The sequence below is a fragment of the Yimella radicis genome (assembly GCF_054778255.1).
On record NZ_BAAGZR010000024.1, the window covers coordinates 22,082 to 48,266 of the forward strand.

Below are 26,185 nucleotides of genomic sequence, written 5' to 3' on the forward strand. Positions count from 1 at the left end.
CTGACGGCGGCGCCGTGCGCTGGAACCCTGACGTCGGTGTGACCGGAGTCGTTCGGTCACCCGGAGCGTATAGCACGGGATAATGCACGGAATGCCATGTAATCGGCCGTGGGAGTGTGTCATGCACGCGCTGACCAACTCACCTCCGACGCCCTCAACGCACTCTGTCTCGGTCGCACCGGGACCAGTGGCCACGGATGCGGTGCAGTTCACGGCACCGAAGCCGAATTTGTGGCCTACCACGTTCCGGTAACCCTCACCGGTGCCCGGCCACCGCGCTGAGCGTCTGTCTCGAGTCCGCGGCATCACCACCGGGCCTGTTTTCCAAGGAGTGACCAAAGGGAACAAGCCGACTGGTCGGCCCTTGCACCCGGAATCGATCAACACCCTCGTCCAGGGGTACGGCAGAGGAGTGATCGCAGCTCCAGCGAGATCGAAAACAGCGAGGCGTTGTCCCAGCGGCCGCCGCAGAGACGGTCCGGGCGTCGCCATCAGCTTCGCAGCGCTGAGACGCCGAGCGACGCGGCAACGCTCAGCGCAAGGGCCGCGCCGCACACCCCGCGATGCAGCCGGACGACGCGCAGCAGGTCATCGGGCGCGACGGCCCGTCCGTCGCCGAGCACCCCGCGGTGCTCGACCGCGCCGTGATAACTGTTCGTGCCGCCGAGTTGCACCCCGAGGGCGGCAGCGTACGCCGACTCCACCGGGCCGGCGTTCGGGCTGGGGTGGGCGGGCGCGTGGCGGCGTACCGTCGCCACGATCGCCCGGGCTCGGTGGGGCTGCACCAGCATCGTGCACAGCACGCTCACCCGCGCCGCCGGCCAATTGACGAGATCATCAAGTTTGGCTGCGGCCCAACCGAACTGCTCGTATCGGGGAGTGTGATGGCCGACCATCGCGTCGAGCGTGTTGATCGCGCGATGCGTCAGCAATCCCGGCGTGCCGGCCACCGCACCCCAGAACAGCGGCGCGACGACGGCGTCCGAACCGTTTTCGGCCACCGACTCCACCGCGGCGCGCGCCACCTGGCCCGCGTCGAGGCCGCTGGTGTCGCGACCGACCAGGTTGCGCACCCGCACCCGCGCACCGTCGAGGTCGCCGCCGGCCAGCAGGTCGTGCACCGCGAGCGCCTCACGCTCCAACGATCGGCCGCCGAGCACCGTCCACGTGGCCGCCGCGACGACCACCGTGTGCCGCGGCAGCAACCGTCCGGCGAACGCCACGGCACCGACCAGCAGGCACACGTGCGCCGCTCCGGCCGCCCGCGTCGGTCGGTAGGTGAGCTTCTCCAATGCGGCTGCGGTGCAGCCGAATCCGGCCACCGGGTGCAGCCGCCGCGGATCGCCGAGCACGCGGTCGGCGAGGTAGCCGGCGAGCAACCCGGCGGCACGTCGCTTATAGGGGCGCGTGCTCACTTGATCACCAGCGACTGCCCGGCGACCACCAACACCACGCGGTCGCACACGGCTGCCACTCGTTGATTGAGCCGGCCCAGGCTGTCGGCGAAGATGCGTCCCGACCGGTGCGGCGCCACCAACCCCAGCCCCACCTCGTTGCTGACGAGCACGGCCGGTTCGCGGCGGGCGGCGAGCGCGTCGACCACCGCGTCGAACTCGGCGTCGAGCGCCCGCGCCCACTCGGCGGACGGCGCGTCCCACACCGCGAGGGTGTCGAGGCGGGCGGTGAGCCAGGTGCCGAGGCAGTCGACGAGCAGTGCCTCGGTGCGGTCGGTGAGCGCGGCGGCCAGGTCGGTGGTCTCGAGCACCGTCCAGTCCGTGGGGCGCCGCGCGCGGTGCTCGGCGATGCGATCGGCCCAGTCGGGGTCGTCGGTGGTGGGTCCGGTGGCCACGTAGACGACGGCGCCGTCGGGCGCCGCAGCCGACATGGCCGCCTCGGCCGCGGCGCTCTTGCCCGAGCGCACCCCGCCGGTGACGAGGGTCTTCATCGCAGTGCGCCCGCTGCCAGCACGAGCAGCGCGATGGTGGTGGCCAGCTCGATGGAGGCGCCCATGATGTCGCCGCTCACCCCGCCGAACCGGCGGCAACACACCCGCAGCAGCCACAGCACGCCGAGCGCCGCGAACACTCCCGCCAGCGCTCCGTGCCACCAGGGCAGACCGGCCAGTGCGGCCGCGCCGGTGAGCAGCGCCACGGAGACCGACTGCACCGCCGCGGCGGCCGGCCACGCCACCGTGCCGGCGACCGTCGCACCCATGCCGGTCGGGCGGGCTGACGGGATGCCGCGCAGACAGGTGAGCACGGTCGAGGCTCGCCCGACCATGACCGCCACGGCGACGAGCAGGGCGCCCCACGGCAGCAACGCGAGACTGCCGATGAGGGCCGCCTGTAGACCGAGCGCGAGCACGAGCGCAACGACGCCCATCGGTCCGATGTCGCCGGAGTGCATGATCTCCAGCGCGCGTTCGCGGGTCCATCCGCCGCCGAGGCCGTCGACCGTGTCGGCGAGACCATCGAGGTGCATCGCACGGGTGGCGAGCGAAGTGGTCGCCACGGCGCACAGGCCCACCGCCAGTGGCGGCAGGTCGAGCCAGGTGCCGGCCCACGTCACCGCGGCGGCGCCGAGGGCCACCGGCAGCGCGGCGACCGGAGCGAGGGCCATCGCCCACCCTGCGGTGCGCAGGTCGACGGGGCCGATGTCGCCGGTCGGCACCACGGTCAGGGTGCCGACGGCCAGCCGCAGGCCGGCCAGAGCCGGCGAAGGAGTCGCCCTCATCGGACCGCTGCGAGCCGGTCGACGCTCGCGGCGTCGAGCGCATCCACTGTCGCCCCGATGACGGTGACGGCGGGGGCGCGGATGCCGGCGGTCTCGGCGTCGGCCGCGATCGACGCGACGGTGCCGCGCACCGACTGCTGACTGGGCAGGCCGCCGTCGCTGATCGACGCGGCAGGGGTGTGCGGGTCGAGCCCCGCATCGATCAGGCGTCGGCAGATCGCGGGCAGGGTCGCCACGCCCATGAGCACCACCAGGGTCAGGCCGCTGCGGGCGATGCCGTCCCAGTCGACGGTGCTGCGCGGGTCGTCGGGCGGCACGTGTCCGCTGACCACGGCGAAACCCTGGGTGATGTCGCGGTGGGTCACCGGCACCCCGGCGAGGGCCGGCGCCGCGAGGGCGCTGCTCACCCCGGGCACGACACGCACCTCGATGCCGGCCGCACTGCAGGCGTTCCATTCCTCACCGCCACGCCCGAACACGAAGTTGTCACCGCCCTTGAGCCGCACCACATTTCGTCCGCGCTGGGCGTGCTCGACGAGCAGCCGGTTGATCTGTTCCTGGGGGGTGAACTCGCCGCGCGGGATCTTGCCGACGTGCACGATTTCGGCGCTGATGCCGGTCAGCGCACCGAGCGGGGCGAGCCGGTCGCACACGACGACGTCGGCTTCCCGCACGGCGGCGAGTCCGGCGACGGTGAGCAGCTCGGTGGGTCCGGGGCCGCCGCCGACGAGGGTCACCCGTCCGGGCCCGGTGCTGCCGGTGGGCGCGTCGGCGGGGCGGACGTCGTCGCGCAGCACCACCGCGTAGTCGTCGAGGTCCGGGTGCGCCACGATCCCGACGAGTCCGCGCGACTGCAGGTCGAGCAGCCGGGGGCCGGGTGTCTGCGTCTCGACGTCGACGAACAAGCCGGCCTCGAGCAGACGGTGCACGGCGTGGTCGGCATCGGCGCCCGGCCGGCGCAACAGGGCACGGTCACCCGGTTTCCAGAAGGTCATGCGGGCACCTCTTCGGGTTCGGCTGCAGCGGCGCTACGGGTAATGGCGAGAGCGTCGTCGAGCGCTCTCAGGAAGGTGTCGATGGTGTGCGGGTCGCGCACGGCAACCCGGATCCAACGGTCGGACAGGCCGGCGAAGGTGTCGCAGCGCCGCACGGCGAAACCGCTGTGTCGCAACGCTTCTCGCACCTCGTCGCCCACTTCGACGAGCACGAAGGGTGCTACCCCGGGCACCGGACGCAGCCCGCGGCGCTCCAGTGCGCCGGCGAGGTGCTCACGGGCGGAGGTGAGGTCGCGGGCGGCCTGCGCCGACTCGCGCAGCGCACGGTCGGACGTCGTCGCGAGCATCACGGCGAGAGCGGGCGACGACACCGACCAGTGCGGCTGTTGGCGGCGCAGCAGCTCGATGAGTTGCGGGTCGCCGATCACGTAGCCGGCGCGCAGGCCGGCCACGCCCCAGGTCTTGGTGAGCGAGCGCACGACGAGCATCGACTGCAGCTGCTCCGGGTCGGGCGAGATGCACGCCTCGGTCTCGCCGGGCACGGCGTCGGCGAACGCCTCGTCGATCACCAGCACGCGTCCGCGGCGGCGCAGCGCGTGCAGGGTGGCGCGTGGGTGGAGCACGCCGGTGGGGTTGGTCGGGTTGCCCACGAACACCAGGTCGGCCGCGGGGTCGACAGCGGCCGGGTCGAGCACGAACCCGTGTTCGGCGCGCAGCACGAGCCGGTCGGCGGTGCGCCCGGCGGCCGCGAGCGCCTGGGCGGGCTCGGTGAACTGCGGTTCGACGATCAGCGGAGTGCGGCCCTCGATCGCGCGGGCGATGAGGGTGAACGCCTCGGCACCCCCGGCGGTGGGCAGCACCATCGACGGGTCGACCCGGTGTCGGCGGGCGATCGCGTGGCGGGCCGCCGTCGCGTCGGGGTAGGCGCCGAGCCCGGGGATGCCGTCGGCGAGTTCGCGGGCCAACCAGGCGGGCGGCGCGGGCAGGCGCACGTTGACTGCGAGGTCGACGAGGTCGGGACGGTCGCGGATGTCGTCGTCGCCGTGGTGTGCGTCGCCGGGGCGTGTGTCGTCGTGGTGTGCGTCGCTGACGGTCGACTGCTTATCGGCCGCCGGGCGTGGGTCGACGGCGCGTGGGTCGACAGAGCCCACGGCGCGCACCGGCCGGGCGTCGATGACCGGCGCGAACTCGTGCACCGCATCGGCAAACGCCGCCGCAAGCTGCGGCGCTCCCGCCCAGTGCGTGTGCAGGTAGGAGGCGTGCACGGTGGTGCGACCGGTGCGGGCGGGGTCGAGGGCGAAACCTTCGGGACCGCTGGGGAAGTGCCAGGCCGCCGCGGTGCCGTGACCGGGGTCGGTGCGGGTGCGGTGGAACTCGTGACCGCGCACGGTGGTGCCGGCGGGGCCGAGCAGGCTGTCGACGGTGAGTGTGGCGTCGCGGTAGCCGAGGGTGAGGCGCGGCTGCATCGCGGCGCGCGCGGGCAGCACCCCGGCCATCGGCCGGCCGTCGAGCGATTCGCACAGGTAGAGCAGACCGGCGCATTCGGCCACCGTCGGCAGACCCGACGACACTGCGTCGCTCACTTGGGCCAGCAACCGGGTGTTGGTGGCGAGCGCGCCGAGGTGTGCCTCGGGAAACCCGCCGCCGAGGTAGAGCCCGGCGGTGCCGGACGGCAGGTCGCGGTCGGTGGCGGGGTCGAAGCGCACCGGCTCGCAGCCGGCGGCCGCCAACATCTCGGCGGTCTCGGCGTAGTGGAAGGTGAACGCCCTTCCGCCCGCGACGGCCACTCGTCGGGCGGGTCGGTCGACGACCGGCGGAGCCCAGGGTTCGGCGTCCAACTGCTTTGCGGTGCAAGCGATCTCGAAGACCGCGTCGATGTCGATGTGCTGTGCGGTCTGCTCGGCGAGGCGGTCGAGCGAGGCCTGCGCGTCGTGTCGTTCCGACGCCGGCACCAGCCCGAGGTGGCGCGACGGTGCACTGATGCCGGCATCGCGCGGGAGCACCCCGAGCACCGGATATCCCTGCTGCTCGACGGCGCGGCGCACCTCGGCGGCGTGTCGGTCGCTGCCGGCCTTGTTGAGCACCACGCCCGCCACCCGCACCGCTGGGTCGTGGGTGGCGAGGCCGCGCACCAGCGCGCCGACCGTGCGCGCGGCCGAGGAGATGTCGACGACGAGCAGCACCGGCGAGGCGGTGAGCGCCGCGACGTGGGCGGTGGAGGCGAACCCGTCGGCTCCGAGCCGTCCGTCGAACAGCCCCATGACGCCCTCGATCACCGCGACGTCGGCGGGTGTCGGGTGCAGGCATCCGCGCAGGAACAGCGGCGCGACGAGCTCGGGCGAGGTGAGCCACGGGTCGAGGTTGCGGCTCGGCCGGCCGGTGGCGAGTTCGTGGTAGCCGGGGTCGATGTAGTCGGGTCCGCACTTGGCGGGGGCGACGGCGTGACCGTGCGCCCGCAATGCGCCCATGAGGCCGACCGACACGGTCGTCTTGCCCTGGCCCGACGCCGCGGCGGCCACCACCAACCGCGGCTGGGTCACCATTCGATGCCCTTCTGGCCCTTCTGACCCTGATCGAACGGGTGCGCGATCTTGGTCATCTCGGTGGCCAGGTCGGCGATCTCGAGCAGCTTCGGGTGGGGGTCGCGTCCGGTGATGATGACGTGCTGAAAACCGTTGCGCTCACTCAGGGTTCGCACCACGTCGTCGACGTCGACCCACCCCCACTTGAGCACGTACGTGAATTCGTCGAGCACGTACAGGCCGTGGGTCTGCTGCTGCAGCCGCCGCTTGATCTCGGCCCAGCCCTCGCGGGCCGCGGCGGCGTGGTCGTCCTCGCTGCCGGCCTTGCGCGACCACGACCAACCCGAGCCCATCTTGTGCCACTCGATCGGCCCGCCTTCGCCGGTCTCGCGGTGCACCCGGTCGAGCGCCTCGAGCGCGGCCTGCTCGCCGATGCGCCACTTGGCCGACTTCACGAACTGGAACACCCCGATCGACCAGCCCTGGTTCCAGCCGCGCAGCGCGAGTCCGAAGGCCGCCGTCGACTTTCCCTTGCCGGCGCCGCTGTGCACGATCACCAGCGGACGGTTGCGCCGCTGCCGGGTGGTGAGGCCGTCGTTGGCCTCGACGGGCGTCTGTCCTTGCACCATCAGGCGGCCTTCCCGGCGCCGGTCGACCGGCGCACCACATCGACGATCTCGGTTGCGGCCACCCGCTCCAGCGGCACGTGTTCGGCGCCCATCCGGGCCGCGAGGTCGACCGCGAGCCCCATCCGGAAGCGTCCCGATTCGCAGTCGACGACCACGGTCTGCAGGCCGAGGGTCGGCCAGGCCGTCGCGATCTCACGAGCGCGGACGAGGGCGTCGGGCCCTGCGGTCGCCCTGCCGTCGGTGAGCACGACCACCAGGGGGCGTCGGTGCGGGTCGCGCAGCCGCTCGACCTGCACCGTGGCGAGGGTGCGCAGCAGCCCCTCGGCCAGCGGGGTGCGACCGCCGTGGGGCAGGTCGCTGAGGCAGCACGCCGCCGCCTCGACCGAACCGGTGGGCGGCAGCACCAGGTCGGCGCCGGCGCCCGCGAAGCTGATCACGCCCACCCGGTCGCGCCGCTGGTAGGCGTCGACCAACAGGCTCATCACGGCGGTCTTCACCTCGCTCATCCGCTGCCGTGCGCCCATCGACCCGGAGGCGTCGACGGCGAAGAGCACGAGATTCGACTCCTTGCCCTGGGTGATGCGCAGGCGCACGTCGTCGGTGGCGAACCGCAGCCGACCGTCGCGACGTCCGCGTTCGTGTTGTCGGGGGGCCGCGGCAGTGATCGTCGCCGGGAGGTGGAGGCGCTGTGCACCGTCGGCGCGGCGTGTCGACCCGATGGTGCGACCCGCGGAGGTGATGGCGGCGCTGCGGCGCCCGGCAGACCCGGCGCCGATGCCGCGCACGGTGAACGTGCGAGCTCGGAACGCCGAGTTCGGAGCGGCGACGCCGACGGCGCTCGGGCGTTCGGTGGGTGCGGCGTTGTCGCTCGCGTCGTCGCCGGCCGGGTCGTCGGTTGCGTGGTCGCTGAGCCCGTCGGAGCTGTCGTCGGAACGGTCGGACGGCGCCGGCGTGGTCGACCGGTCGTCGGCGGGCTTTCCCGGCGAGCCACCGTCGCCGGTGTCTCCGCCCTCTGGGGACTCGTCGCCGGATTCGTCGCCGGGCTCGTCCGGTTGCGGGCCGTCGGGCTCCAGGCCGTCGGGTTCGGGGCCGTCGGGCTCGGGGTCGGGGTCTTCGTCGAGCAACCGGTCGAGCAGTTCCTCGTCGAGGCCCGGCGCGTCGAACGGGTTGCGTCGACGCCGGTGCGGCAGCGCGAGTCGGGCGGCCACGCGGATGTCGTCCTTGGTCACCTCGTCGCGCCCGCACCAGGCGGCGTGGGCGCGGGCTGCGCGGGCGGTGACGATGTCGGCGCGCATGCCGTCGACGTCGAACCCGGCGCACACCCGGGCGATGGTGGCCAGCGCACGGTCACCCAGGCGCACCGTGGCGACCCGGGCCGACGCGTCGTGCAGTCGGCTGCGCAGCTCCTGCTGCTCGGGGCGGAAGCGGTCGGCGAACGCGATCGGGTCGGCGTCGAACGCCAGTCGCCGGCGCACCACCTCCGCGCGGTGCTGCGGGTCGCGGGACGCGCGCACCTCGACGGTGAGCCCGAAGCGGTCGAGCAGCTGCGGGCGCAGCTCACCCTCCTCCGGGTTCATCGTGCCGACAAGGGTCACGCGGGCGGCGTGAGAAATCGAAACCCCATCGCGCTCGACGGTGTTGCGGCCCATCGCGGCGGCGTCGAGGAGGAGGTCGACGAGGTGGTCGTGCAGCAGGTTGACCTCGTCGACGTACAGCAGGCCGCGATGCGCCTGCGCCAGCAGGCCGGGCTCGAAGCTGGTCTCACCGGCAGCGAGCGCCTTGCCCAGATCGAGCGAGCCGACGACGCGGTCCTCGGTCGCGCCGACCGGGAGTTCGACCAGTCGCGCCGGGCGCATCCGGGTGGGCGTGTCGTCGTGCGGGCTGTCGGGGCAGCGTTCGTCGCGGCGCGGGTCGCAGCCGAAGCGGCAGTGCTCGACCACCTCGACGTCGGGCAGCACCTCGGCGAGGGCGCGCACCATGGTCGACTTTGCGGTGCCCTTCTCGCCGCGCACCAGCACACCACCGACCTCGGGCGAGACGGTGGTGAGCACGAGAGCAAGCGCCATGTCGTCGGCACCGACGATGGCCGCAAAAGGAAACTGCGACAACGAGATCGAACCTCCTGACGAGTTACCACGCTCGTCATAGCGGTGGACCCACGCCGGGTTCGGCCGGGCCGACACCTCGGACGTCCTGGCTTGCTGTCGGCGTTGGCCGACGGCTCACAGTGGCGGGACCGCTCCGGATTTGCACCGGATTCCTCGTTGGTGTCCGGGTCATCATGGCACAGCGACCCTGACCTAGGGTGAGGCCCCATGATCGACGTCGTGGGGGTCACCGATGCGGGTTTCGCCGACCTTCCGAAGCGGTTGCAGCGTCTCGTGAGCGACGCCGCCGTCGTGCTCGGCGGACGCCGCCAGCTGGCCTCCCTGCCCGCCGTCGAGGGTCAGACCAGACGGGTGTGGCCGTCGCCGCTACGGGCCGAATTGCCCCGTCTCGTCGACGAATTGCCGCCGGGCCAGGTGGTCGCGCTGGCCAGCGGCGACCCCACGCTCTCGGGCATCGGCAGCACCCTGATCGAGCTGCTCGGCGCCGATGCGGTGCGGTTGCATCCGGCTGTCTCGTCGGTGGCGTTGGCCCGGGCGCGGGCCGGCTGGTCGGCCGAGTCGTGCGAGGTGGTGACTGTCGTCGGGCGGTCGCTGCACCGGGTGCGGCGTCGGCTCGCGCCGGGCGCCCGCTTGATCGTGCTCTGTTCCGACGGCACCACTCCGGCGGCGCTCGCCGACCTGCTCGTCGACGCCGGTTGTCTCGATGCGGCGATGACCGCGTGGTGGCATCTCGGTGGCACCGACGAGGGGTGCCGGACGGCGACTGCCGGCCGTTGGGACGGCGAACGCACCCCCGATCTGGTGCTGTGCACGGTGGCGGTGCCGACCGACGCCGTCCTCGACGGGCCGGCGCCGGGGCGCGCCGAGGACTGCTTCGAACACGACGGCCAGATCACCAAACGCGACCTGCGGGCCTCGGCCGTCGGCCACCTGCGTCCGACGCCCGGCGCGCTGTTGTGGGATCTCGGTGCCGGTTCGGGCAGCGTCGGCATCGAATGGTGCCTCGCCGGCCGCGACGCCCGGTGCGTCAGCGTCGAGCAGCACCCCGAGCGCGCAGAACGGCTGCGCCGCAACAGTGTTCGCCTCGGCGTCGACGACCTGCTGCAGGTGGTGGAGGGCCGGTCGGCCGTCGTACTCGACGAGCTCGAGACGCCCGATGCGATCTTCGTGGGCGGCGGTCTCACCGCCGAACTTCTCGAACGAGGATGGCGGCGGCTGCGCGGTGGTGGCCGCTTCGTGGCCCACGCGGTCACCCTCGACACCGAGCAGATCCTCTTCGCGGCTGCCGGCAGATACGGCGGCGAACTCACCCGTATCAGCGTCGAACACGCCCGCCCGCTCGGCCGCCACCTGTCGTGGACGCCGGCCCGGCCGGTCGTGCAATGGAGCGCCGGCAAGCCCAAGGAGACCCCATGACCGTCCACTTCATCGGCGCCGGCCCCGGCGCCGCCGACCTCATCACGGTGCGTGCCGCGAACCTGCTCGCGCAGTGCACGGTGTGCCTGTACGCCGGCACCTACCTCGACGACGAGGTGCTCTCGCACTGCCCGCCGGATGCCGAGCTGGTCGACACCCAACACCTCGACCTCGACGACATCATCGCCGTGATGGCGCGGGCGCATGCCGCGGGCAAGGACGTCGCGCGGTTGTGTTCGGGCGACCCCACGATCTACTCGGCCGTCGCCGAGCAGACCCGCCGGCTCGATGCGGCGGGGGTGCCTTGGCAGATCACGCCGGGCGTCTCGGCGTACGCCGCAACGGCAGCCCTCGTCGGCCGTGAACTCACCGTGCCCGAGGTGGCGCAGTCGGTGGTGCTGACTCGGGCACAACGGGATTCGACGAAGATGCCCGAGGGTGAAAGGCTCGCGAACTTCGCCGCGACCGGTGCCACCCTGGTGCTGCACCTCGCGATCCGGCACGTGCGCCGGCTGGCCGACGAACTCGTGCCGCACTATGGCGCCGACTGCCCGGTGGTCGTCGGCTCGCAGGTGAGCGGTCCGCACGAACTGGTGCTGCGAGGCACGCTCGCTGATATCGCCGACCAGGTGGAGGCCCACGGGCTGCGGCAGGCCGCCGTCATCATCGTCGGGCGGGCGCTCGCCGCGCAGGAGTTCGTCGAGTCGCACCTCTACTCCAGTCGCCGCACCCGACCCGCCGTCGGGTAGCCTCCGGAACGTCCATTGCCGGACGGATCGAGGAACCCCGTGGAAGTCGGGGACGGTCGCGCCACTGTGAGCAGCCAACGCTGCGAGTCAGGAACTCCCCGCCGGCAGTTCTTCGTCGGGACGCGTCATCCCGAGAGAGGTGCGGTGCTTTGCACATCGCCGACGGCTTCCTGCCACCCCTTCACTGTCTCGCCTGGACCGCTGCGTCCGCGCCCTTCGTCGTGCACGGCGTCCGTCGGATCAGACAGATCGTCGACGACGACCCCGAATCGAAGCTGCTGCTCGCGGCGTCGGGCGCGTTCACCTTCCTGATGTCGGCGATCAAGCTGCCGTCGGTGACCGGCAGCTCCTCGCACCCCACCGGCACCGGTGTCGGCGCGATCATCTTCCGACCGCCGGTGATGGCGGCGCTCGGCACGGTCGTGCTGATCTTCCAGGCGCTGCTGCTGTCGCACGGCGGCATCACCACGCTCGGCGCGAACGTCTTCTCGATGGCCATCGCCGGCCCGTGGATCGGTTACCTGTGCTTCCGGGTGCTGCGCCGGGTGCACCCGTGGATCGCGATCTTCACCGGTGTCGCGCTCGCCAACCTGTCGACGTACGTGGTCACCTCGGCGCAGCTCGCGCTGGCCCACCCCGACCCGGGGTCGGGCATCGTCGGCGCGTTCGGCCGCTTCCTCGCGATCTTCGCGCTCACCCAGGTGCCGCTCGCGGTGATCGAAGGACTCGTGGGCGTGCTGTTGTTCCGGGCGCTGCGCGACTGGGCTCCCGAGCAGCTGCGGACGGTGTTCGCGCCGGCCGCCGAACAGCCCGCGGCCGAGCCGGAGGTGGCGGGTCGTGCGTAAGCATCTGGTGACGGTGGCGATCGTGCTCACCGTGGTGGCGATCTTCGTCGCCGCACTCATGTTCGGAGCCGGCCACGGCGACCAGGGCGGCACCGATGCCGCGGCCGGTGCCGCGATCGAGAGCAGCGGGTACCGACCGTGGTTCGAGTTGCCGTTCCGCATCCCCGGCGGCGAGGTGGAGTCGGGGCTGTTCGCGATGCAGGCCGCCCTCGGCGGCATCGTGCTCGGGTTCGTCGTGGGCAAGCTGCACGAGCGGCGCAAGGGCAAACGCGCGTGACGAGGTTCGCCCTCGACGACGCGGCCTGGACCAACCGCTGGCGTACGCGCTCGGTGGCGGAGAAGGCCGTTTTGTCGGGCGGGCTGCTGCTGGTGGCGGTGTCGGCCACGGCACCCGTTGTGCCGATCGGCATCGGGTTGTTCGCGCTGCTTGCCGCGGTGGCCTGCGCGCGGGTGCCGTGGCGCACCTTCGTGGCGGCCTGGACCGGCCCGCTGATCTTCACCCTTATCGGGCTGGTCGGCGTGGTCGTGTCGGTCGGCGCGGTGCCGCACCCGGTGCTCACCGCCGGACCGTTGGCCGTCGACGAACGCAGCGTGTCGTCGGCCGTGCTCATCGGATCACGCGCATTCGGTTGCAGCGCAGCGGTATTGCTGCTCGCCTCGACCACGCCGGTCGTTGACGTCTTCGAATCGTTGCGGCGGTTGCGGGTGCCGGAGGTGATGCTTGATCTGGCCGGCGCGATGTACCGGCTGATCTTCGTGCTCGGGGCCACGCTCACCCGCACCCGAGAGGCGCAGGCGGCCCGACTCGGCTACGCCCGTGGTTCCTCTGCGCGTCGGTCGGTCGCGGCACTGTTCGTGCGCACGCTCGTGCACGGGTGGGACCGCGCCGCACGACTCGAACGCGGCCTGGCCGGTCGCGGGTACAGCGGGTCACTGCGCATGCTGGCGCCCGAACGGCCCGTGTCGTGGCCCTTCGTCGGCTCGTCGATGGCGGTCGTCGCCGTGGCTGCGGCGGCATCGGTGGTGCTGCGATGAGCGACCGATCGCAGCCACCGGTGCTGGCGTTGCGCGGGGTCGACGTCGGTTACCCCGGCGCCCCGGAGGTGCTCGACCACGCCACCGTCGAGGTGCGTGCCGGCCGCCGGATCGCGGTGCTCGGTGCGAACGGTTCGGGCAAGACGACGCTGCTGCGCACGCTCGCGGGAGCACTGCGCCCGACCGCAGGGCAGGTGCTCTGGCACGGAACACCGTTGCACCACAGCCGATCGCGACTGAACGAGCACCGGCAGCGGGTGCAATTCGTCGGACAAGACCCCGACGACCAGTTGGTGAGCGCCGACGTGCGGCGCGACGTCTCTTTCGGCCCGACGAACCTCGGCCTGCCGGCGCCGGAGGTGCGCGCCAGGGTGGAGGAGGCGCTCGCGCTGCTCGACCTGCTGCCGCTCGCCGACCGGCCGGTGCATCACCTGTCCTACGGGCAACGTAAACGGGTGGCGCTCGCCGGGGCGATGGCGATGCGTCCGGCGGTGATGCTGCTCGACGAACCTACGGCGGGGGTCGACGACGTCGGGGTGCGTGATGCCCTCGACGCACTCGCCCGGCTCGAACGGGCCGGCACCACCGTGGTGGTGTCGACCCACGACAGCGATCTCGCCTGGGCGTGGGCCGACGACGTGGTGCTGCTGCAGCAGGGCGGAATTCGACAAGGTTCGTGCGCCGAGGTGATGTCGGACGCCGACGCCCTCACCGCCTCGCGGGTGGCGGTGCCGGCCGTCGTGCGGGTGGGCGCCGCGTTGGGGCTCGACCTGCTCGCCGACGACCGTCCGCGCACCGCCGACGACCTGGTGGGTACTGTGCTGGCGCTTAGTTGCCGCGACTAAACCGGCGAACATTCGACGGTGGACTGGAGGCCACGTCTCGCCCCACAACGAGGGCTCATTTCGATCTCACAGAGGTGGTCAGAATCGAGTGAGTCGGTCAGTGCGCTCGACCGGCGGCCCGCCCTTGGGCGCTTCGATCGCATAACCCAACTCGTCGCGCAGTACTCGTATCGCCTCTAAGGGTGCATCGCGAACGGATGCTGCGATTTGACGGCGTCGCCATCGAGCACGTCCTTCTTCAATCACCTGTTGCGCGTCCGGCTCGGTTCTTATGCCGAACTCGCTAATGAGCATGTGCAATATGTCCTCAACGCACGGGCGCATCCGCGGTCCGCCAAGAGGAAAATGAACATTGGATAAGTGAGGCGCTGCCGACTTGGACTCACCGATGGCTGCCTTCGCTCTTGAAGATGGCTTGCCACGGTGGGAGCGCAACAACGCGAAGAGGAACTCGTCCCGGTGTGCGTGGACTTGGAGGTGGGCGCACGGGAAGGCTGGGGTCATCCCGTCCACGTACTCGTATCGGAACAGCGGGGTGGTGACCTCCGCTGGACGCACATGGATCTCCGCCTTGTTGATTTTCAGATAGGTCGCTTGGTGGTCCCAGACGCCCTGGTACTGACAGATCAACGTCAGGGCGTGAGCATCGTCGATATCAAGACGGATGTCGACACTATCCTTTGGGCGAATGAGCACTCGAGTGGTGGCGCCGTCCCTTCTTGGTGAGGCCTCGGCAACGAATTCAGGTGCGGAGTTCCCGAGAACGCCGCGGAACGTGCTCGTTAACTCCTTCGCGAATGCTTCGGCGTGGTCGGCCAAGGTTTGGTGGGGCACCTCCGCGCCTCAGTCACTTTCCCCGAGGAGATAGCGAATCTCTTCCAACCTCCGCAGCACACGCGCCTCGCTCGGGGTCAGGCTGCAGGCGGCAGCTCGTTCATGCAGTTCCTGGGCTGTGAACGGGGACGCCTTAAGTAGGTGCTCGCGTTCCAACTCAAGGTCGTCGACACTCGGCTCGAGTACGATGGTCATTCTTGATCCTCCCGCTCTGGTCGTTTCGGGTACGTACAGCATGCGCCAGACCACCGACAGTCTGCCCCGACGATTGCATGGTTGGTCCCTAACTGCCGCCAGCGACTGTCTTCACTCCACGTAGCGCGGGGTCCATACGTGTCCGGTGGGCGACACCCGGGTGCTCGAGGAGCCGATGATCACCAGGCACTTCATGTCGACGGTGGCCGGGTCGAACTCGCCGAGCGTGGTGACGGTGGCCGACTGCTCCGCCCTGCCGACATCGCGCGCGACCACGACGACGGTCGACGGGTCTTTCACCTCGAGCAGCACGTCGCGGGCCGCGAACAACTGCTCCGGACGGCTGAGCGAGCGCGGGTTGTAGAGCGCGATGACCAGGTCGACGGACGCCGCGGCGCGCAACCGGTCGGCCACCACCTGCCACGGCTTCAGCCGGTCGGACAGCGACATGATCGCGAAGTCGGCGCCGAGCGGCGCGCCCACGAGCGCCGCGGCGGCTTGCGCGGCCGAGACTCCGGGAGACACCTGCACGGGCACCTGGGCGTAGTGCGGGTCGTCGGCCACCGCGCGCTCGGCGGCTTCGAACACCGCCGATGCCATGCCGAACACCCCGGCGTCGCCACCTGAAACTACGGCCACCTCGTCGCCGCGCGCGGCGAGATCGAGTGCCAGCCGGCCGCGCTCGACCTCCACCGTGTTGCCACTGGCGTGGCGGGTGAGGCCCTCTCGCTGCGGCACGCGGTCTACGTACGGCGCGTAGCCCACCACGTGGTCGACCCGCCCGAGCAACTCGGCCACCTCAGGAGTGAGCCAGCGGTGGGGACCGGGGCCGAGACCGACGACGTGCACGGTGCCGGGTGTGGTGCCGGACGCGGGCTCGGCCTCGGCCTGAGCGGTGGCGGCCCGCCCCGCGGAGTCGGCCCGACGGTCGAGCCCGGGCACCACGATCAGCGACATGTACGGCACGGTCGCGGGGTCGACGTCGGCCACGGGCAACACCCGCTGGCCCTCGCGGGAAGCGCGTTCGACGTAGACGGCGCGGTCGAGCACGCCCGCCTGACGCAGCGCTTCGCGCACTCCGATGAAGGTGCGGCCGAGCTTCATCACCACGGCTGCGTCGCTGTCGGCCAAGCGGCGCGCAAGCTCCGGAACGGGGAGGGTGCCTGGCAGCACGGTGAGCACATCCTCGTGGCGCGAGATCGCCTCGGCGGCAACGGCAGTCGCGGCGGCGAAGGCGGGGACGCCGGCCACCACCTCGGTCGGGTAACTGTCGGCCAGCCGCTCGTGCAGATAGGTGTAGGAGCCGTAGAGCATCGGATCGCCCTCGGCGAGCACGACCACCGACCGACCGGTGTCCAGGTGAACAGCGAGGCGCGCGGCGCACTCGTCGTAAAACTCCGCGAGCTGCGCGTGGTAACCGTCCGGGTGGGTGGCCGCGCCGGTGGTGACCGGGTAGCGCAACTCCTCCTCGATCGCGTCGGCCGGGATGAGGTCGGCGGCGATGGCGCGCGCGTTGGAGGAGCGGCCGGTGCCGGCGTGATAGACGACCACCTCGGCCGACGCGATGAGCTCGGCCGCGCGGCGGGTGATGAGACCGGGGTCGCCCGGCCCGACGCCGACGCCATACAGGTGGCCGGATTCAGCTGTGGCGGAACGCATGTCAGATCTCCGAGGTCGAGGCGAGAGCGTTGACGGCGGCTGCGGCCATGGCCGATCCGCCACGGTGACCGTGCACGGTGATCCAGGGCACGACGTGACCGTCGGCCAGCCGGTGTTCGGCCAGCGCAACCTTCGACTCGGCCGACCCGACGAACCCGACCGGCATGCCGACGATCGCTGCCGGTCGCGGCCCTCCGTCGTGCAGCCACTCGAGCAGATGGAACAACGCGGTCGGCGCATTGCCGATGGCGACGACCGCGCCGTCGAGCCGGTCGCCCCACAGCGACACCGCAGCGGCCGCGCGCGTGGTGCTCCACCGTCCCGCGAGAGCCGGCACCCGCCCGTCGCGCAGGGTGCACACCACCTCGTTGTCGGCGGGCAGACGGGTGCGGGTGATGCCGGAGGCGAGCATCACCGAGTCGGTGAAGATCGGCGCACCCGCGCGCAGCGCGGCGCGGGCCGCGCGCACGACGTCGTCGTGAGCGGCCACGCACTCGGTCACTGCGGGGTCACCGGCCGCGTGCACCACCCGCGCGACGACCGGCTCGGTCTGCACCGGGAACGCCGACAGGTCGGCGAGGTCGCGGATCATCGCGAACGACCGGCGGTAGATCTCCGGTCCGTCGGTGAGGTAGTCATACCGGCGCGTCGGCGGAAGTGGCTGCGGCTCAAGCAAATCGAGGTTCACGGCAGGATCTCCTGGACGGTTCGGGGCGCGATCACGAGGCGGTGCTCACCGGCGGGTCGGCCACAGGCGCGCTCACACCCGACCACGTGGGTGCGGGGACTGTCGATCGGCAGTGAGACCGCCGCGGCGGTGGTGAGCTCGACGGTGGGTGTGTCGGTGCGCCGGCACCACGGCGCGCCGACACACGCGGACAGGGTGGCCCACGGCGAGTGCGCCGCGACCGCGAAACCACCGGCCTCGAACACGTCGAGACCGATGTCGCCGGTGCGCGCGACGATCGAACGCCACGGAGTCACCACGATCTCCTCGGCAACGCTTCGCAGCAGATCGATCTGCTCGATCGTGAGCATTCCCAGGGGAACTCCGAGCACGAAGGCACCGTGACGTACACCGTCCGGCGTGTGGCGACCGGGGGTCGGCGGCGGCGCGGCATCGATATCCACGGGGGCGAGGCCTGCGAACACCGGCGACTCGGGCGGCAGGTCACGCACGTTCCAGTGCGACTCGTCGTCGCGAACCCGCAGGAAGCACCGAGCACGGTCGAGCATGGCTGCGACGGCCTCCTCGGGTGCGCAGTCGAGGCCCATGCCCCCGACGAGCAGCCGGCCGCTCGTCTCCGACAACCGCTGGAACGCGACGTCGTAGGGCTCGCCGAGCACCTGCCCCTCGCGGCCCGCCACGGCGAAGAGCCAGCGTCCGGAAAGACCGGCGAGCAGCGGGTCGGCGATCAGCGCCGCATCGAGTGCGGCGACCAGTTGCGGCAGCGTCTCGTCGAACGGGTCGGCGATGATGTTGCGTACCCGCTCGTGACTCGCCGACGGCAACAGACCGGTCGCCTCGATCTGCGAAATCAGCTGTGGTGTCAGTGGATTCGGCAACGAACGCAACTGCAGGTTGCCTCGTGACGTGAGCTGCACGAAGGGCGCGCCGTGCTGTCTGCTGATGTCGCCGAGCCGGTGCAGCGTGGCGGTCGACAGCTGTCCACCGGGCAGGCGGAGACGCACCAGGGCGCCGTCGTCGGCGAGGTGCGGACGCAGCAGGCCGGGGCAGCGGTCGGCGCCGGAGCGATCGGTGGGCACGGTCACGCGGTGGAGGATACGCAGGTCGACCGCCGCGACCGTCGGGGTAGGGTCGTCTCGGCCCCAGCAGACGGAACCCGGTGCGAATCCGGGACGGTCCCGCCACTGTGAAACCCGAAGGGTGAGTCAGGAACGCCTGCGGAGCCGGCCGATCCGATCGTGATCGGTCCCGATCGTTCCGGGGCGCGGACCCCGCGAAGGAGTTTCGCCGATGGCGCGTATCGCCCTGCTGTCCACGTCCGACACCGATTTGCTGAGCGCGCGCGCCAGCGGCTCCGAGTTCGCCTGGGCCAACCCCGCCCGCACCCCGATCGGCCCCGCGGTCGAGGGTGCCGACATCGTGATCGCCCGCATCCTCGGCAGCCCCGACGACGTCGCCGACGAGATCCGGGCGCTCGGCGAACGAGTGCCGCTGATCGTGCTCGGCGGCGAACTCACCCCGAACGCCGCGATGATGCAGCTGTCGCGCCGGGTGCCCGCCGGAGTCGTCAACGAAGTGCACCGCTACCTGGTCAACGGCGGCCCCGACAACCTCACCAACCTGCACGCGTTCCTGTCCGACACGCTGCTGCTCACCGGCGACGAGTTCGAGCCGCCGCAGGAGCTGCCGACCTGGGGTGTGCTCGATCGCCCTGCAGCACAAGCGGATCCGGGTGCCCCGCGGGTAGGGGTGCTCTTCTACCGGGCCCAGTACGCCGCCGGCAACACCGACTACGCCCACGCCCTCTGCGACGCCATCGACGCCGCGGGCGGGGTGGGGGTGCCGATCCACGCCGCGTCGTTGCGCGACGCACCGGACGGCCTGCTCGCCGAGCTCGGCACGCTCGACGCCCTGGTCACGACGGTGCTGGCGGCCGGAGGCACCAAGCCGGCGCACGCCCAGGCGGGCGGCGAGGACGAGACCTGGGACGTGCGTCCGCTGGCCGCTCTCGACATCCCGATCATCCAAGGGCTGTGCCTCACCTGGAGCCGCGAGGTGTGGGCGGCCTCCGACGACGGCATGTCGCCGCTCGACGTCGCCACTCAGGTGGCCGTGCCCGAGTTCGACGGACGCCTGATCACGGTTCCGTTCTCGTTCAAGGAGATCGACGCCGACGGGCTGCCCGCCTATGTCGCCGACCCGGAGCGCTGCGCACGCGTGGCAGGCATCGCGGTGAAGCACGCGCGGCTGCGGCACACGCCACCGGAGCAGCGCCGCATCGCGGTGATGCTGTCGGCCTACCCGACCAAGCACTCCCGCATCGGCAACGCGGTCGGGCTCGACACCCCGGTGTCGACGATCCGGTTGCTGCGGGCGATGCGCGAGGCGGGTTACGACCTCGGCCCGCGCGGCGCGCTGCCCGGGCTCGACGACGTGACCGCGGTGGAGGGCGAGGCGCTCGACACCACCGCCGGCAACGCGCTCATCCACGCGCTGATCGCGGCCGGTGGACAAGACCCCGACTGGCTCACCCAGGAGCAGGTGAGCAGCGCACAGGTGCGCATCCCGGCCGCTCGCTACCGCAGCTGGTTCGAGGCGCTTCCGGCCGACCTGCGGAAGTCGATGTCGGACACCTGGGGCGAGGCGCCCGGCGAGCTCTACGTCGACACCTCGCGCGACCCCGACGGCGAGATCGTCTGCGCCGCGATCCAGGCGGGCAACGTCGTGCTGATGGTGCAGCCGCCGCGCGGCTTCGGCGAGAACCCGATCGCGATCTACCACGACCCCGACCTACCGCCGACCCACCACTACCTGGCCACCTACCGCTGGATCGAGCAGGAGTTCGGCGCCCACGCGGTGGTGCACGTGGGCAAGCACGGCAACCTCGAGTGGCTGTCGGGTAAGAACCTCGCGATGTCGGCGTCGTGCGGCACCGACGCCGCGCTCGGCTCGCTGCCGCTGATCTACCCGTTCCTGGTGAACGACCCGGGCGAGGGCACCCAGGCCAAGCGCCGCGCCCACGCCACCGTCGTCGACCACCTGGTTCCGCCGATGGCGCGCGCCGAGAGCTACGGCGACATCGCCCGACTCGAGCAATTGCTCGACGAATACGGCAACGTGTCGGTGATGGACCCGGCGAAGGCGCCGGCGCTGCGCGGCGAGATCTGGACGCTGCTGCAGGCGGCCCGGATGGACCAGGACCTGGGAGTGAGCGAGCGCCCCGACGACGACAGCTTCGACGACTTCGTGATGCACCTCGACGGCTGGCTGTGCGAGATCAAGGACGTGCAGATCCGCGACGGACTGCACGTGCTCGGACAGGCGCCCGAAGGCGACGAACTGATCAACCTGGTGCTCGCGATCCTGCGCGCCGGCCAGGTCTTCGGCGGACGCGGCGACGGCATCCCCGGTCTACGGCACGCTCTCGGGCTCGCCGACGACGCGACGTCGCAGCAGACCGACCGCGTCGAAGAGCTGGCCCGCACGCTCGTCACCCGGGTCGCCGAGGCCGGCTGGAACGCCGCGGACGTCGAGCGGATCGTCGCCGAGGTGACCGGCGAGCCGAACCCGGCGGCGACGGCGTCGCTGCGGTTCGGGTGCGAGGAGGTCGTGCCCCGGCTGCAGCAGACGACGCGCGAGATCCCGATGGTGCTGCACGCCCTCGACGGCGGATACGTGCCGGCGGGCCCGTCGGGTTCGCCGCTGCGTGGACTGGTGAACGTGCTGCCCACCGGCCGCAACTTCTACTCGGTCGACCCGAAGGCGATCCCGTCGCGGCTGGCCTACCAGACCGGGTCTGCGATGGCGGAGTCGCTCGTGCGGCGCTACCGCGACGAGCACGGCGAGGTGCCGGAGTCGGTGGGCCTGTCGGTGTGGGGCACCTCCGCCATGCGCACCAGCGGCGACGACATCGGTGAGGTGCTCGCGCTGCTCGGCGTCGTGCCGGTGTGGGACGAGCAGTCGCGTCGGGTCGTGGGCCTCGAGGCCCTGCCGCTGCCGGAACTCGGCCGCCCGCGCATCGACGTCACCGTGCGCATCTCCGGCTTCTTCCGTGACGCCTTCCCGCACGTGATCTCGATGCTCGACGACGCGGTGGCGCTGGTGGCCGGGCTCGACGAACCCCACGACCAGAACTTCGTGCGCAAGCACGCCGCCGCCGACCTCGCCGAGCACGGCGACGAACGTCGTTCCCGCACAAGGATCTTCGGCTCGAAGCCGGGCTCCTACGGGGCGGGCATCCTGCAGGTGGTCGAGTCGGGCACCTGGCGCGACGACAAGGACCTCGCCGAGGTCTACGCCACCTGGGGCGGTTACGCCTACGGACGCGGACTCGACGGTGCACCGGCCCGCGGCGACATGGAGCGCAACTACCGACGCATCCGGGTGGCGGCCAAGAACGTCGACAACCGCGAGTCGGACATCCTCGACTCCGACGACTACTTCCAGTACCACGGCGGCATGGTCGCCACCGTCCGCGCACTCACCGGCGCCGATCCCGAGGCGTACGTGGGCGATTCGACTTCACCCGACAACGTGCGCACCCGCACCCTGCAGGAGGAGACGAACCGGGTGTTCCGGTCGCGGGTGGTCAACCCGCGGTGGATCAAGGCGATGCAGCGGCACGGCTACAAGGGCGCCTTCGAGCTCGCCGCGACCGTCGACTACCTGTTCGGCTTCGACGCCACGGCCTCGGTCGTGCCCGACTGGATGTACGAGTCGGTGGCCACCGAGTACGTGCTCGACGACACCAACCAGGCCTTCCTGCGGCACGCCAATCCGTGGGCGTTGCAGTCGATCGTGGAGAAGCTCGCCGAGGCCGCCGACCGCGGGTTGTGGCAGGAGCCCGACCCCGAGCTCATGGCGCAACTGCAGCAGGTCTACCTCGACGTGGAAGGCGACCTCGAGGAATGAGCGAGCAGTCAGCGCCGCAGCGTCCGGTGCCGCTGGTCGGCGACACGACCTCGGCGCAGCAGCGTCGCGACGACCCCGCCGGCTGGGCGATGCCGCCCGAGGTGGTCGACGCCCTCGCCGCAGTGGTCGGCGGACGGCGTGACATCCGACGGTTCCGGCCCGATCCGGTGCCTGACGAACTGCTGCGGCAGGTGCTCGAGGCCGCGCACAGCGCGCCGTCGGTGGGCCACTCGCAGCCTTGGCGATTCCTCGTGGTGCGCTCGCAGGCCACCCGTGACCGCGCTGCGCATCTCGCCGACCGCGCCCGGCTCGAGCAGGCGTCCGAGCTGACCTCGGAGCGGGCCGCTCGGCTGCTCGACCTCAAGCTCGAAGGGCTGCGCGAGGCGCCGGTGGGAGTGGTCGTCACCTGCGACCGGCGTACCCCCGCGGCCGGGGTGCTCGGTCGCGCCACCTTCCCTGACGCCGACCTGTGGTCGTGCGCCTGCGCGGTGCAGAACCTCTGGCTCACCGCCCGCGCGCTCGGCCTCGGCGTGGGCTGGGTGACGCTGTTCGACCAGGCCGAACTCGCCGACCTGCTGCACCTTCCGGACGGCGTGGTGACCCTCGGTTGGCTGTGTGTGGGCTGGCCCGACGAGCGTCCGCCCGCGCCCGGGCTCGAACGCGCGGCGTGGTCGCGCAAGGCCCCGCTCGACGACGTGGTGTTGCAGGAGCGCTGGCCCGACGATTCAGCCCCGCCGGCGCCACCGACCTCGCATCTGCGCGGGCCCGAGCCGGGGCGCCGGGTCGACGGCACCGACGACACCGACCGGCTGCTCAGCCCGCCGGAGGCGCTCGGCGCACTCGATCGCGCGCTCAACCTCGTGCGCGCTGCGGCCGGACCCGACCTCGACACGGGCCAGCTCGTGCTCGTCGGCGCCGATCATCCAGTGACCGCCCACGCCGTCAGTGCCTATGACCGGTCGGTGACCCGTGACGTGCTCACCAGCGCGGTCGGGGGCCGTTCGCTCGGCACCGCTCATGCCCGCGCCGCCGGACTCGACGTCGTGGTGGTCGACGCCGGAGTGGGTGAGGCGCACGTCGAGGGCGCTGTCGACGTGCGGCCGCACGACCCGCGTGGAGACCTGATGACCACCGACGCGATGTCGGCCGCCGACGTCCGCCGATTGATGGACGCCGGACGCCGGCTCGGTGCCGGTGTCCCCGGAGTCGGCTCGCCCGGACTCGTCGCTCTCGGCGAGGTCGGGGTGGGCAACACGACGGTGGCCGCTGCGCTCACCTGCGCGCTCACCGGCGCACCCGCAACCGACGTGGTGGGGCTCGGCTCGGGCGCCGACGCCGACATCGTGGCCAAGAAGATCGAGGTGGTGGCCGCGGCGATCGACCGGCTGGGCCACACCGACGACGTGCACCGGACGCTCGCCGCGGTCGGGGGACCGGAGTTCGCGGTGCTGACCGGGGTGGTGCTCGGCGCAGCCGGCGCCGGACGACCGGTCCTGCTCGACGGTCTCGCCACCAGCGTGGCCGCGCTCGCGGCTGTCGGCATCGAACCCTCGGTGCAGGCGTATCTCATTGCGGGACAACGCAGCCGGGAGAAGGCGCACGGACTCGTGCTGCGGCGGCTCGGCCTCGAACCGTTGCTGCAGCTGCGGTTGCGCGCCGGCGAAGGGGTGGGTGCCTGCCTCGCGGCGGGGATGGTGCTGCAGGGCATGGCCGCCCGGCGGACGACGGTGCGAACCAGAGCGCGAACGGCTCAGCGCAACGCGTAGACGTCCATGATCCAGCCGTGCTGCTCGCGCAGCCGAGCCCGAGTGGCGACCAACTCGTCGATCACGTCGGCCAACCGGCCCGAGCGCAGCTCCTGCTGCGGCATCCCCAGGTAGGCGCCCCAATGGATCTGCAGGTCGGGTGCCCGCTCGACCAGCTCACGGCAGGAGAGCGCGCCGTCAAGCATCACCACGACGGTGCCGAGGTCGGGCGACCACTCGCCCGCCAGGCGGCGTCCGGTGGTGATGTGCACCGGCTCGCCGATCTCGTGCAGCACGATGCGGTGCGCGGCAGCCAACTCCTGGATGGCGCTGATTCCGGCAAACACGCTGACCTGCAACGGCATTCGGGTGGCGACGGCGTCGACCACGCGGATCGTGCTGTCGTAGAACGCCGGGTCGCCCCACACCAGGAACCCGACCACGGTGCCCTCGGGCAACTCGCCCAGCACGGCGGCGTACGCGTCGGCGCGGGCGGCGTGCCAGTCGCGCACCGCGGCGCCGTACTGGTCGCGATCGCGGCCGGCGTCGGGGCCGCGCTTCGGGTCGGGCACCGTGACGAACCGGTAGCCGCCGTCGGGCACGAACCGGTCGAGGATCGCGCGTCTCACCTGCAGCAACTCGTCGGTGGCGGCGCCCTTGTCGGCCACGACGAACACGTCGACGCTGCGCAGGGCGTCGGCGGCGTCGGCGGTGACGTGGCCGGGCGAGCCCGCGCCGATGCCGATGATCTTGACCTGCAACGGAATCGGGTCAGTGGTCATGAGATTCCCGTCGGGCGAGGTCGAGCAGTCGGTCGAGGTCGAGGTGCCGCTCGACGGCGTCGGCGAGCGTGTCGATCATCGCCGTCCGGCGGTCGGCGAACCCCGGGCCGGGCTGCGGGCTCCAGGTGGAGCCCGCCTGCTGCGCGACCACGGTGAGCCAGGCCCGGCGGAAGGCGTCGTTCTCCAGGGTGCCGTGCCAGATCGTGCCCCACACCGGGCCGCGCACGCTGCCGCCCGGGAACGACCCGTCGTCGCCGACCACGTCGTCGCCGACCACGTCGTCGACAACGCCCTCGACGATGCCGTGGTGAATCTCGTAGCCGGACACCGCATTTCTTTGCCAGGTGGAGTGCGGCCGGGCGAGCACCTTCTCCGGCCGGAAGTGCACCGAACCGGGCAGATGGCCGAGGCCCGCGATCACGCCGTCGCCGCTCTCCAGCGAGTCGACGATCGACTCCAGCAACATCTCGTAGCCGCCGCAGATACCGAGCACCGGACGACCCTCGCGCACCCGCTCGTCGACCACCGCGTCGAGCCCGCGCGAACGCAACCAGGCGAGATCGCTGACCGTCGCCCGTGAACCCGGCAGCACCAACAGGTCGGCTTCCCGGCACCACGACGGGTCGGTGGTCACGCGCACCTCGACACCGGGTTCGGCGGCCAGCGCGTCGACGTCGGTCGCGTTCGAGGTGCGCGGCAGGCGGACGACCGCCACAGTGAGCGAATGTTCTTGTGCTGCAGCGGGTTTCCAGCGGCCGATGGAGAGGGCGTCCTCGCCGTCGAGCCACACGTCGTCGAGCCAGGGCAGCACGCCGACACACGGCATGCCGGTGCGTTCGACGATCGTGTCGAGGCCGGGGTCGAGCACCGAGCGGTCGCCACGGAACTTGTTGACGCACCACGCCTGCAGCACCGCGCGGTCGGCGTCGTCGAGCAACGCCCAGGTGCCGTAGGTGGCGGCCAGCGCGCCGCCGCGGTCGATGTCGGCCACCAGCAAGGCCGGTAGGCCGAACCGCCGTGCCAGACCGAGGTTGACGTAGTCACCCGCGCGCAGGTTGATCTCGGCCGGCGACCCGGCTCCCTCGCACACCACCACGTCGACGGACGCGGCCAACTCCTCGTACGCCGCGAACGCCGCCTCGCGCAGGTGGGTGCGTCCGGTGGCGTACTCGCCCGCCCGCAACTCGCCGGCCGGGCGGCCGCGCACGACGACGAACGCGCGCCGGTCGGACCCCGGTTTCAGCAGCACCGGGTTGTGCAGCGAGGTGGCCTCGACGCCGGCCGCCTCGGCCTGCAGGTATTGCGCGCGGCCGATCTCGCTGCCGTCGGCACAGACCATCGAGTTGTTCGACATGTTCTGCGCCTTGAACGGGGCGACGCGCACTCCGCGTCGGGCCCAGGCACGCAGAATTCCGGTGACCAGCAACGATTTTCCGGCGTCCGAGCTCGTTCCCGTCACCAGCAGCCCCGACATGGGGCACGAGTCTACGATCG

22 protein-coding genes and 3 riboswitches are annotated in these 26,185 nt (G+C 71.7%); of the genes, 8 read left to right on the forward strand and 14 right to left on the reverse strand.

Annotated elements, in window-relative coordinates:
• Positions 1–491 precede the first annotated feature (491 nt).
• The 7 genes from cbiB to ACYU8W_RS12415 all read right to left on the reverse strand — a co-directional run bounded on the left by cbiB (position 492) and on the right by ACYU8W_RS12415 (position 8,987).
• Complete coding sequence (cbiB, locus tag ACYU8W_RS12385) at positions 492–1,415, reverse strand: adenosylcobinamide-phosphate synthase CbiB (RefSeq protein WP_499469474.1); 924 nt, start codon at positions 1,413–1,415, stop codon at positions 492–494.
• On the reverse strand, positions 1,412–1,945 hold the full coding sequence (locus tag ACYU8W_RS12390) for a bifunctional adenosylcobinamide kinase/adenosylcobinamide-phosphate guanylyltransferase (protein WP_499469476.1): 534 nt from the start codon (positions 1,943–1,945) through the stop codon (positions 1,412–1,414). The genes cbiB and ACYU8W_RS12390 overlap by 4 nt, the downstream gene beginning before the upstream one ends.
• Positions 1,942–2,733: an adenosylcobinamide-GDP ribazoletransferase gene (locus tag ACYU8W_RS12395; protein ID WP_499469478.1), complete on the reverse strand. Its 792-nt coding sequence runs from the start codon at positions 2,731–2,733 to the stop codon at positions 1,942–1,944. Before ACYU8W_RS12395 ends, ACYU8W_RS12390 begins: the two co-directional genes overlap by 4 nt.
• Positions 2,730–3,728, reverse strand: a complete 999-nt coding sequence (gene cobA, locus ACYU8W_RS12400) for a uroporphyrinogen-III C-methyltransferase (protein ID WP_499469480.1) — start codon at positions 3,726–3,728, stop codon at positions 2,730–2,732. Before cobA ends, ACYU8W_RS12395 begins: the two co-directional genes overlap by 4 nt.
• Positions 3,725–6,271 carry a bifunctional hydrogenobyrinic acid a,c-diamide synthase/histidinol phosphate aminotransferase CobBC gene (gene cobBC, locus ACYU8W_RS12405; protein ID WP_499469482.1) on the reverse strand — a complete coding sequence of 849 codons (2,547 nt, stop codon included), beginning with the start codon at positions 6,269–6,271 and terminating at the stop codon, positions 3,725–3,727. The genes cobA and cobBC overlap by 4 nt, the downstream gene beginning before the upstream one ends.
• Positions 6,265–6,879 (reverse strand): cob(I)yrinic acid a,c-diamide adenosyltransferase, encoded by a 615-nt coding sequence (gene cobO, locus ACYU8W_RS12410; protein WP_499469484.1) that lies wholly within the window; start codon positions 6,877–6,879, stop codon positions 6,265–6,267. Before cobO ends, cobBC begins: the two co-directional genes overlap by 7 nt.
• Positions 6,879–8,987 carry a VWA domain-containing protein gene (locus ACYU8W_RS12415; protein WP_499469486.1) on the reverse strand — a complete coding sequence of 703 codons (2,109 nt, stop codon included), beginning with the start codon at positions 8,985–8,987 and terminating at the stop codon, positions 6,879–6,881. The genes cobO and ACYU8W_RS12415 overlap by 1 nt, the downstream gene beginning before the upstream one ends.
• A riboswitch (cobalamin riboswitch) is annotated at positions 8,987–9,198 on the reverse strand. It overlaps the preceding gene by 1 nt.
• Between ACYU8W_RS12415 and cbiE the strand changes: the two genes are divergently transcribed.
• From cbiE to ACYU8W_RS12445, 6 genes are all read left to right on the forward strand, one after another.
• On the forward strand, positions 9,195–10,403 hold the full coding sequence (cbiE, locus tag ACYU8W_RS12420; protein ID WP_499469488.1) for a precorrin-6y C5,15-methyltransferase (decarboxylating) subunit CbiE: 1,209 nt from the start codon (positions 9,195–9,197) through the stop codon (positions 10,401–10,403). Its footprint overlaps the riboswitch before it by 4 nt.
• Positions 10,400–11,152, forward strand: a complete 753-nt coding sequence (gene cobM, locus ACYU8W_RS12425) for a precorrin-4 C(11)-methyltransferase (protein ID WP_499469490.1) — start codon at positions 10,400–10,402, stop codon at positions 11,150–11,152. The genes cbiE and cobM overlap by 4 nt, the downstream gene beginning before the upstream one ends.
• Positions 11,129–11,269, forward strand: a riboswitch (cobalamin riboswitch). (Overlaps the previous gene by 24 nt.)
• 32 nt (positions 11,270–11,301) lie before the next feature.
• The gene (locus ACYU8W_RS12430) at positions 11,302–11,997 is read left to right on the forward strand and encodes an energy-coupling factor ABC transporter permease (RefSeq protein ID WP_239702679.1); all 696 of its coding nucleotides are present in this window, start codon (positions 11,302–11,304) and stop codon (positions 11,995–11,997) included.
• Positions 11,990–12,274: an energy-coupling factor ABC transporter substrate-binding protein gene (locus ACYU8W_RS12435; protein WP_499469492.1), complete on the forward strand. Its 285-nt coding sequence runs from the start codon at positions 11,990–11,992 to the stop codon at positions 12,272–12,274. Before ACYU8W_RS12430 ends, ACYU8W_RS12435 begins: the two co-directional genes overlap by 8 nt.
• Positions 12,271–13,032: a cobalt ECF transporter T component CbiQ gene (cbiQ, locus tag ACYU8W_RS12440; protein WP_499469494.1), complete on the forward strand. Its 762-nt coding sequence runs from the start codon at positions 12,271–12,273 to the stop codon at positions 13,030–13,032. The genes ACYU8W_RS12435 and cbiQ overlap by 4 nt, the downstream gene beginning before the upstream one ends.
• A complete protein-coding gene (locus ACYU8W_RS12445; protein ID WP_499469496.1) occupies positions 13,029–13,877 on the forward strand; it encodes an energy-coupling factor ABC transporter ATP-binding protein in 849 nt (282 codons plus the stop codon). Before cbiQ ends, ACYU8W_RS12445 begins: the two co-directional genes overlap by 4 nt.
• Positions 13,878–13,955: 78 nt before the next feature.
• Here ACYU8W_RS12445 and ACYU8W_RS12450 read toward each other — a convergent pair whose 3' ends face one another.
• From ACYU8W_RS12450 to ACYU8W_RS12470, 5 genes are all read right to left on the reverse strand, one after another.
• The gene (locus tag ACYU8W_RS12450) at positions 13,956–14,696 is read right to left on the reverse strand and encodes a hypothetical protein (RefSeq protein WP_499469498.1); all 741 of its coding nucleotides are present in this window, start codon (positions 14,694–14,696) and stop codon (positions 13,956–13,958) included.
• A 24-nt stretch (positions 14,697–14,720) separates the two neighbouring features.
• Positions 14,721–14,906: a hypothetical protein gene (locus tag ACYU8W_RS12455; RefSeq protein WP_499469500.1), complete on the reverse strand. Its 186-nt coding sequence runs from the start codon at positions 14,904–14,906 to the stop codon at positions 14,721–14,723.
• Positions 14,907–15,017: 111 nt separating this feature from the next.
• Positions 15,018–16,565 (reverse strand): precorrin-2 C(20)-methyltransferase, encoded by a 1,548-nt coding sequence (locus ACYU8W_RS12460; RefSeq protein WP_499469502.1) that lies wholly within the window; start codon positions 16,563–16,565, stop codon positions 15,018–15,020.
• A 1-nt stretch (position 16,566) separates the two neighbouring features.
• On the reverse strand, positions 16,567–17,253 hold the full coding sequence (locus tag ACYU8W_RS12465) for a precorrin-8X methylmutase (RefSeq protein WP_499469504.1): 687 nt from the start codon (positions 17,251–17,253) through the stop codon (positions 16,567–16,569).
• Positions 17,250–18,338, reverse strand: a complete 1,089-nt coding sequence (locus tag ACYU8W_RS12470) for a ferredoxin-like domain-containing protein (protein ID WP_499469506.1) — start codon at positions 18,336–18,338, stop codon at positions 17,250–17,252. The genes ACYU8W_RS12465 and ACYU8W_RS12470 overlap by 4 nt, the downstream gene beginning before the upstream one ends.
• A 21-nt stretch (positions 18,339–18,359) precedes the next feature.
• A riboswitch (cobalamin riboswitch) is annotated at positions 18,360–18,486 on the forward strand.
• 57 nt (positions 18,487–18,543) lie between these two features.
• On the opposite strand from ACYU8W_RS12470, the gene cobN reads away from it, so the two are divergent.
• Complete coding sequence (gene cobN / locus ACYU8W_RS12475; RefSeq protein WP_499469508.1) at positions 18,544–22,164, forward strand: cobaltochelatase subunit CobN; 3,621 nt, start codon at positions 18,544–18,546, stop codon at positions 22,162–22,164.
• Positions 22,161–23,930 (forward strand): 5,6-dimethylbenzimidazole synthase, encoded by a 1,770-nt coding sequence (bluB, locus tag ACYU8W_RS12480; protein ID WP_499469510.1) that lies wholly within the window; start codon positions 22,161–22,163, stop codon positions 23,928–23,930. The genes cobN and bluB overlap by 4 nt, the downstream gene beginning before the upstream one ends.
• Here bluB and cobF read toward each other — a convergent pair.
• Complete coding sequence (cobF, locus tag ACYU8W_RS12485) at positions 23,915–24,691, reverse strand: precorrin-6A synthase (deacetylating) (RefSeq protein WP_499469512.1); 777 nt, start codon at positions 24,689–24,691, stop codon at positions 23,915–23,917. The two genes, bluB and cobF, sit on opposite strands and share 16 nt — an antisense overlap.
• A complete protein-coding gene (locus ACYU8W_RS12490) occupies positions 24,681–26,165 on the reverse strand; it encodes a cobyric acid synthase (RefSeq protein ID WP_499469672.1) in 1,485 nt (494 codons plus the stop codon). Before ACYU8W_RS12490 ends, cobF begins: the two co-directional genes overlap by 11 nt.
• Between the last annotated feature and the right edge of the window lie 20 nt (positions 26,166–26,185).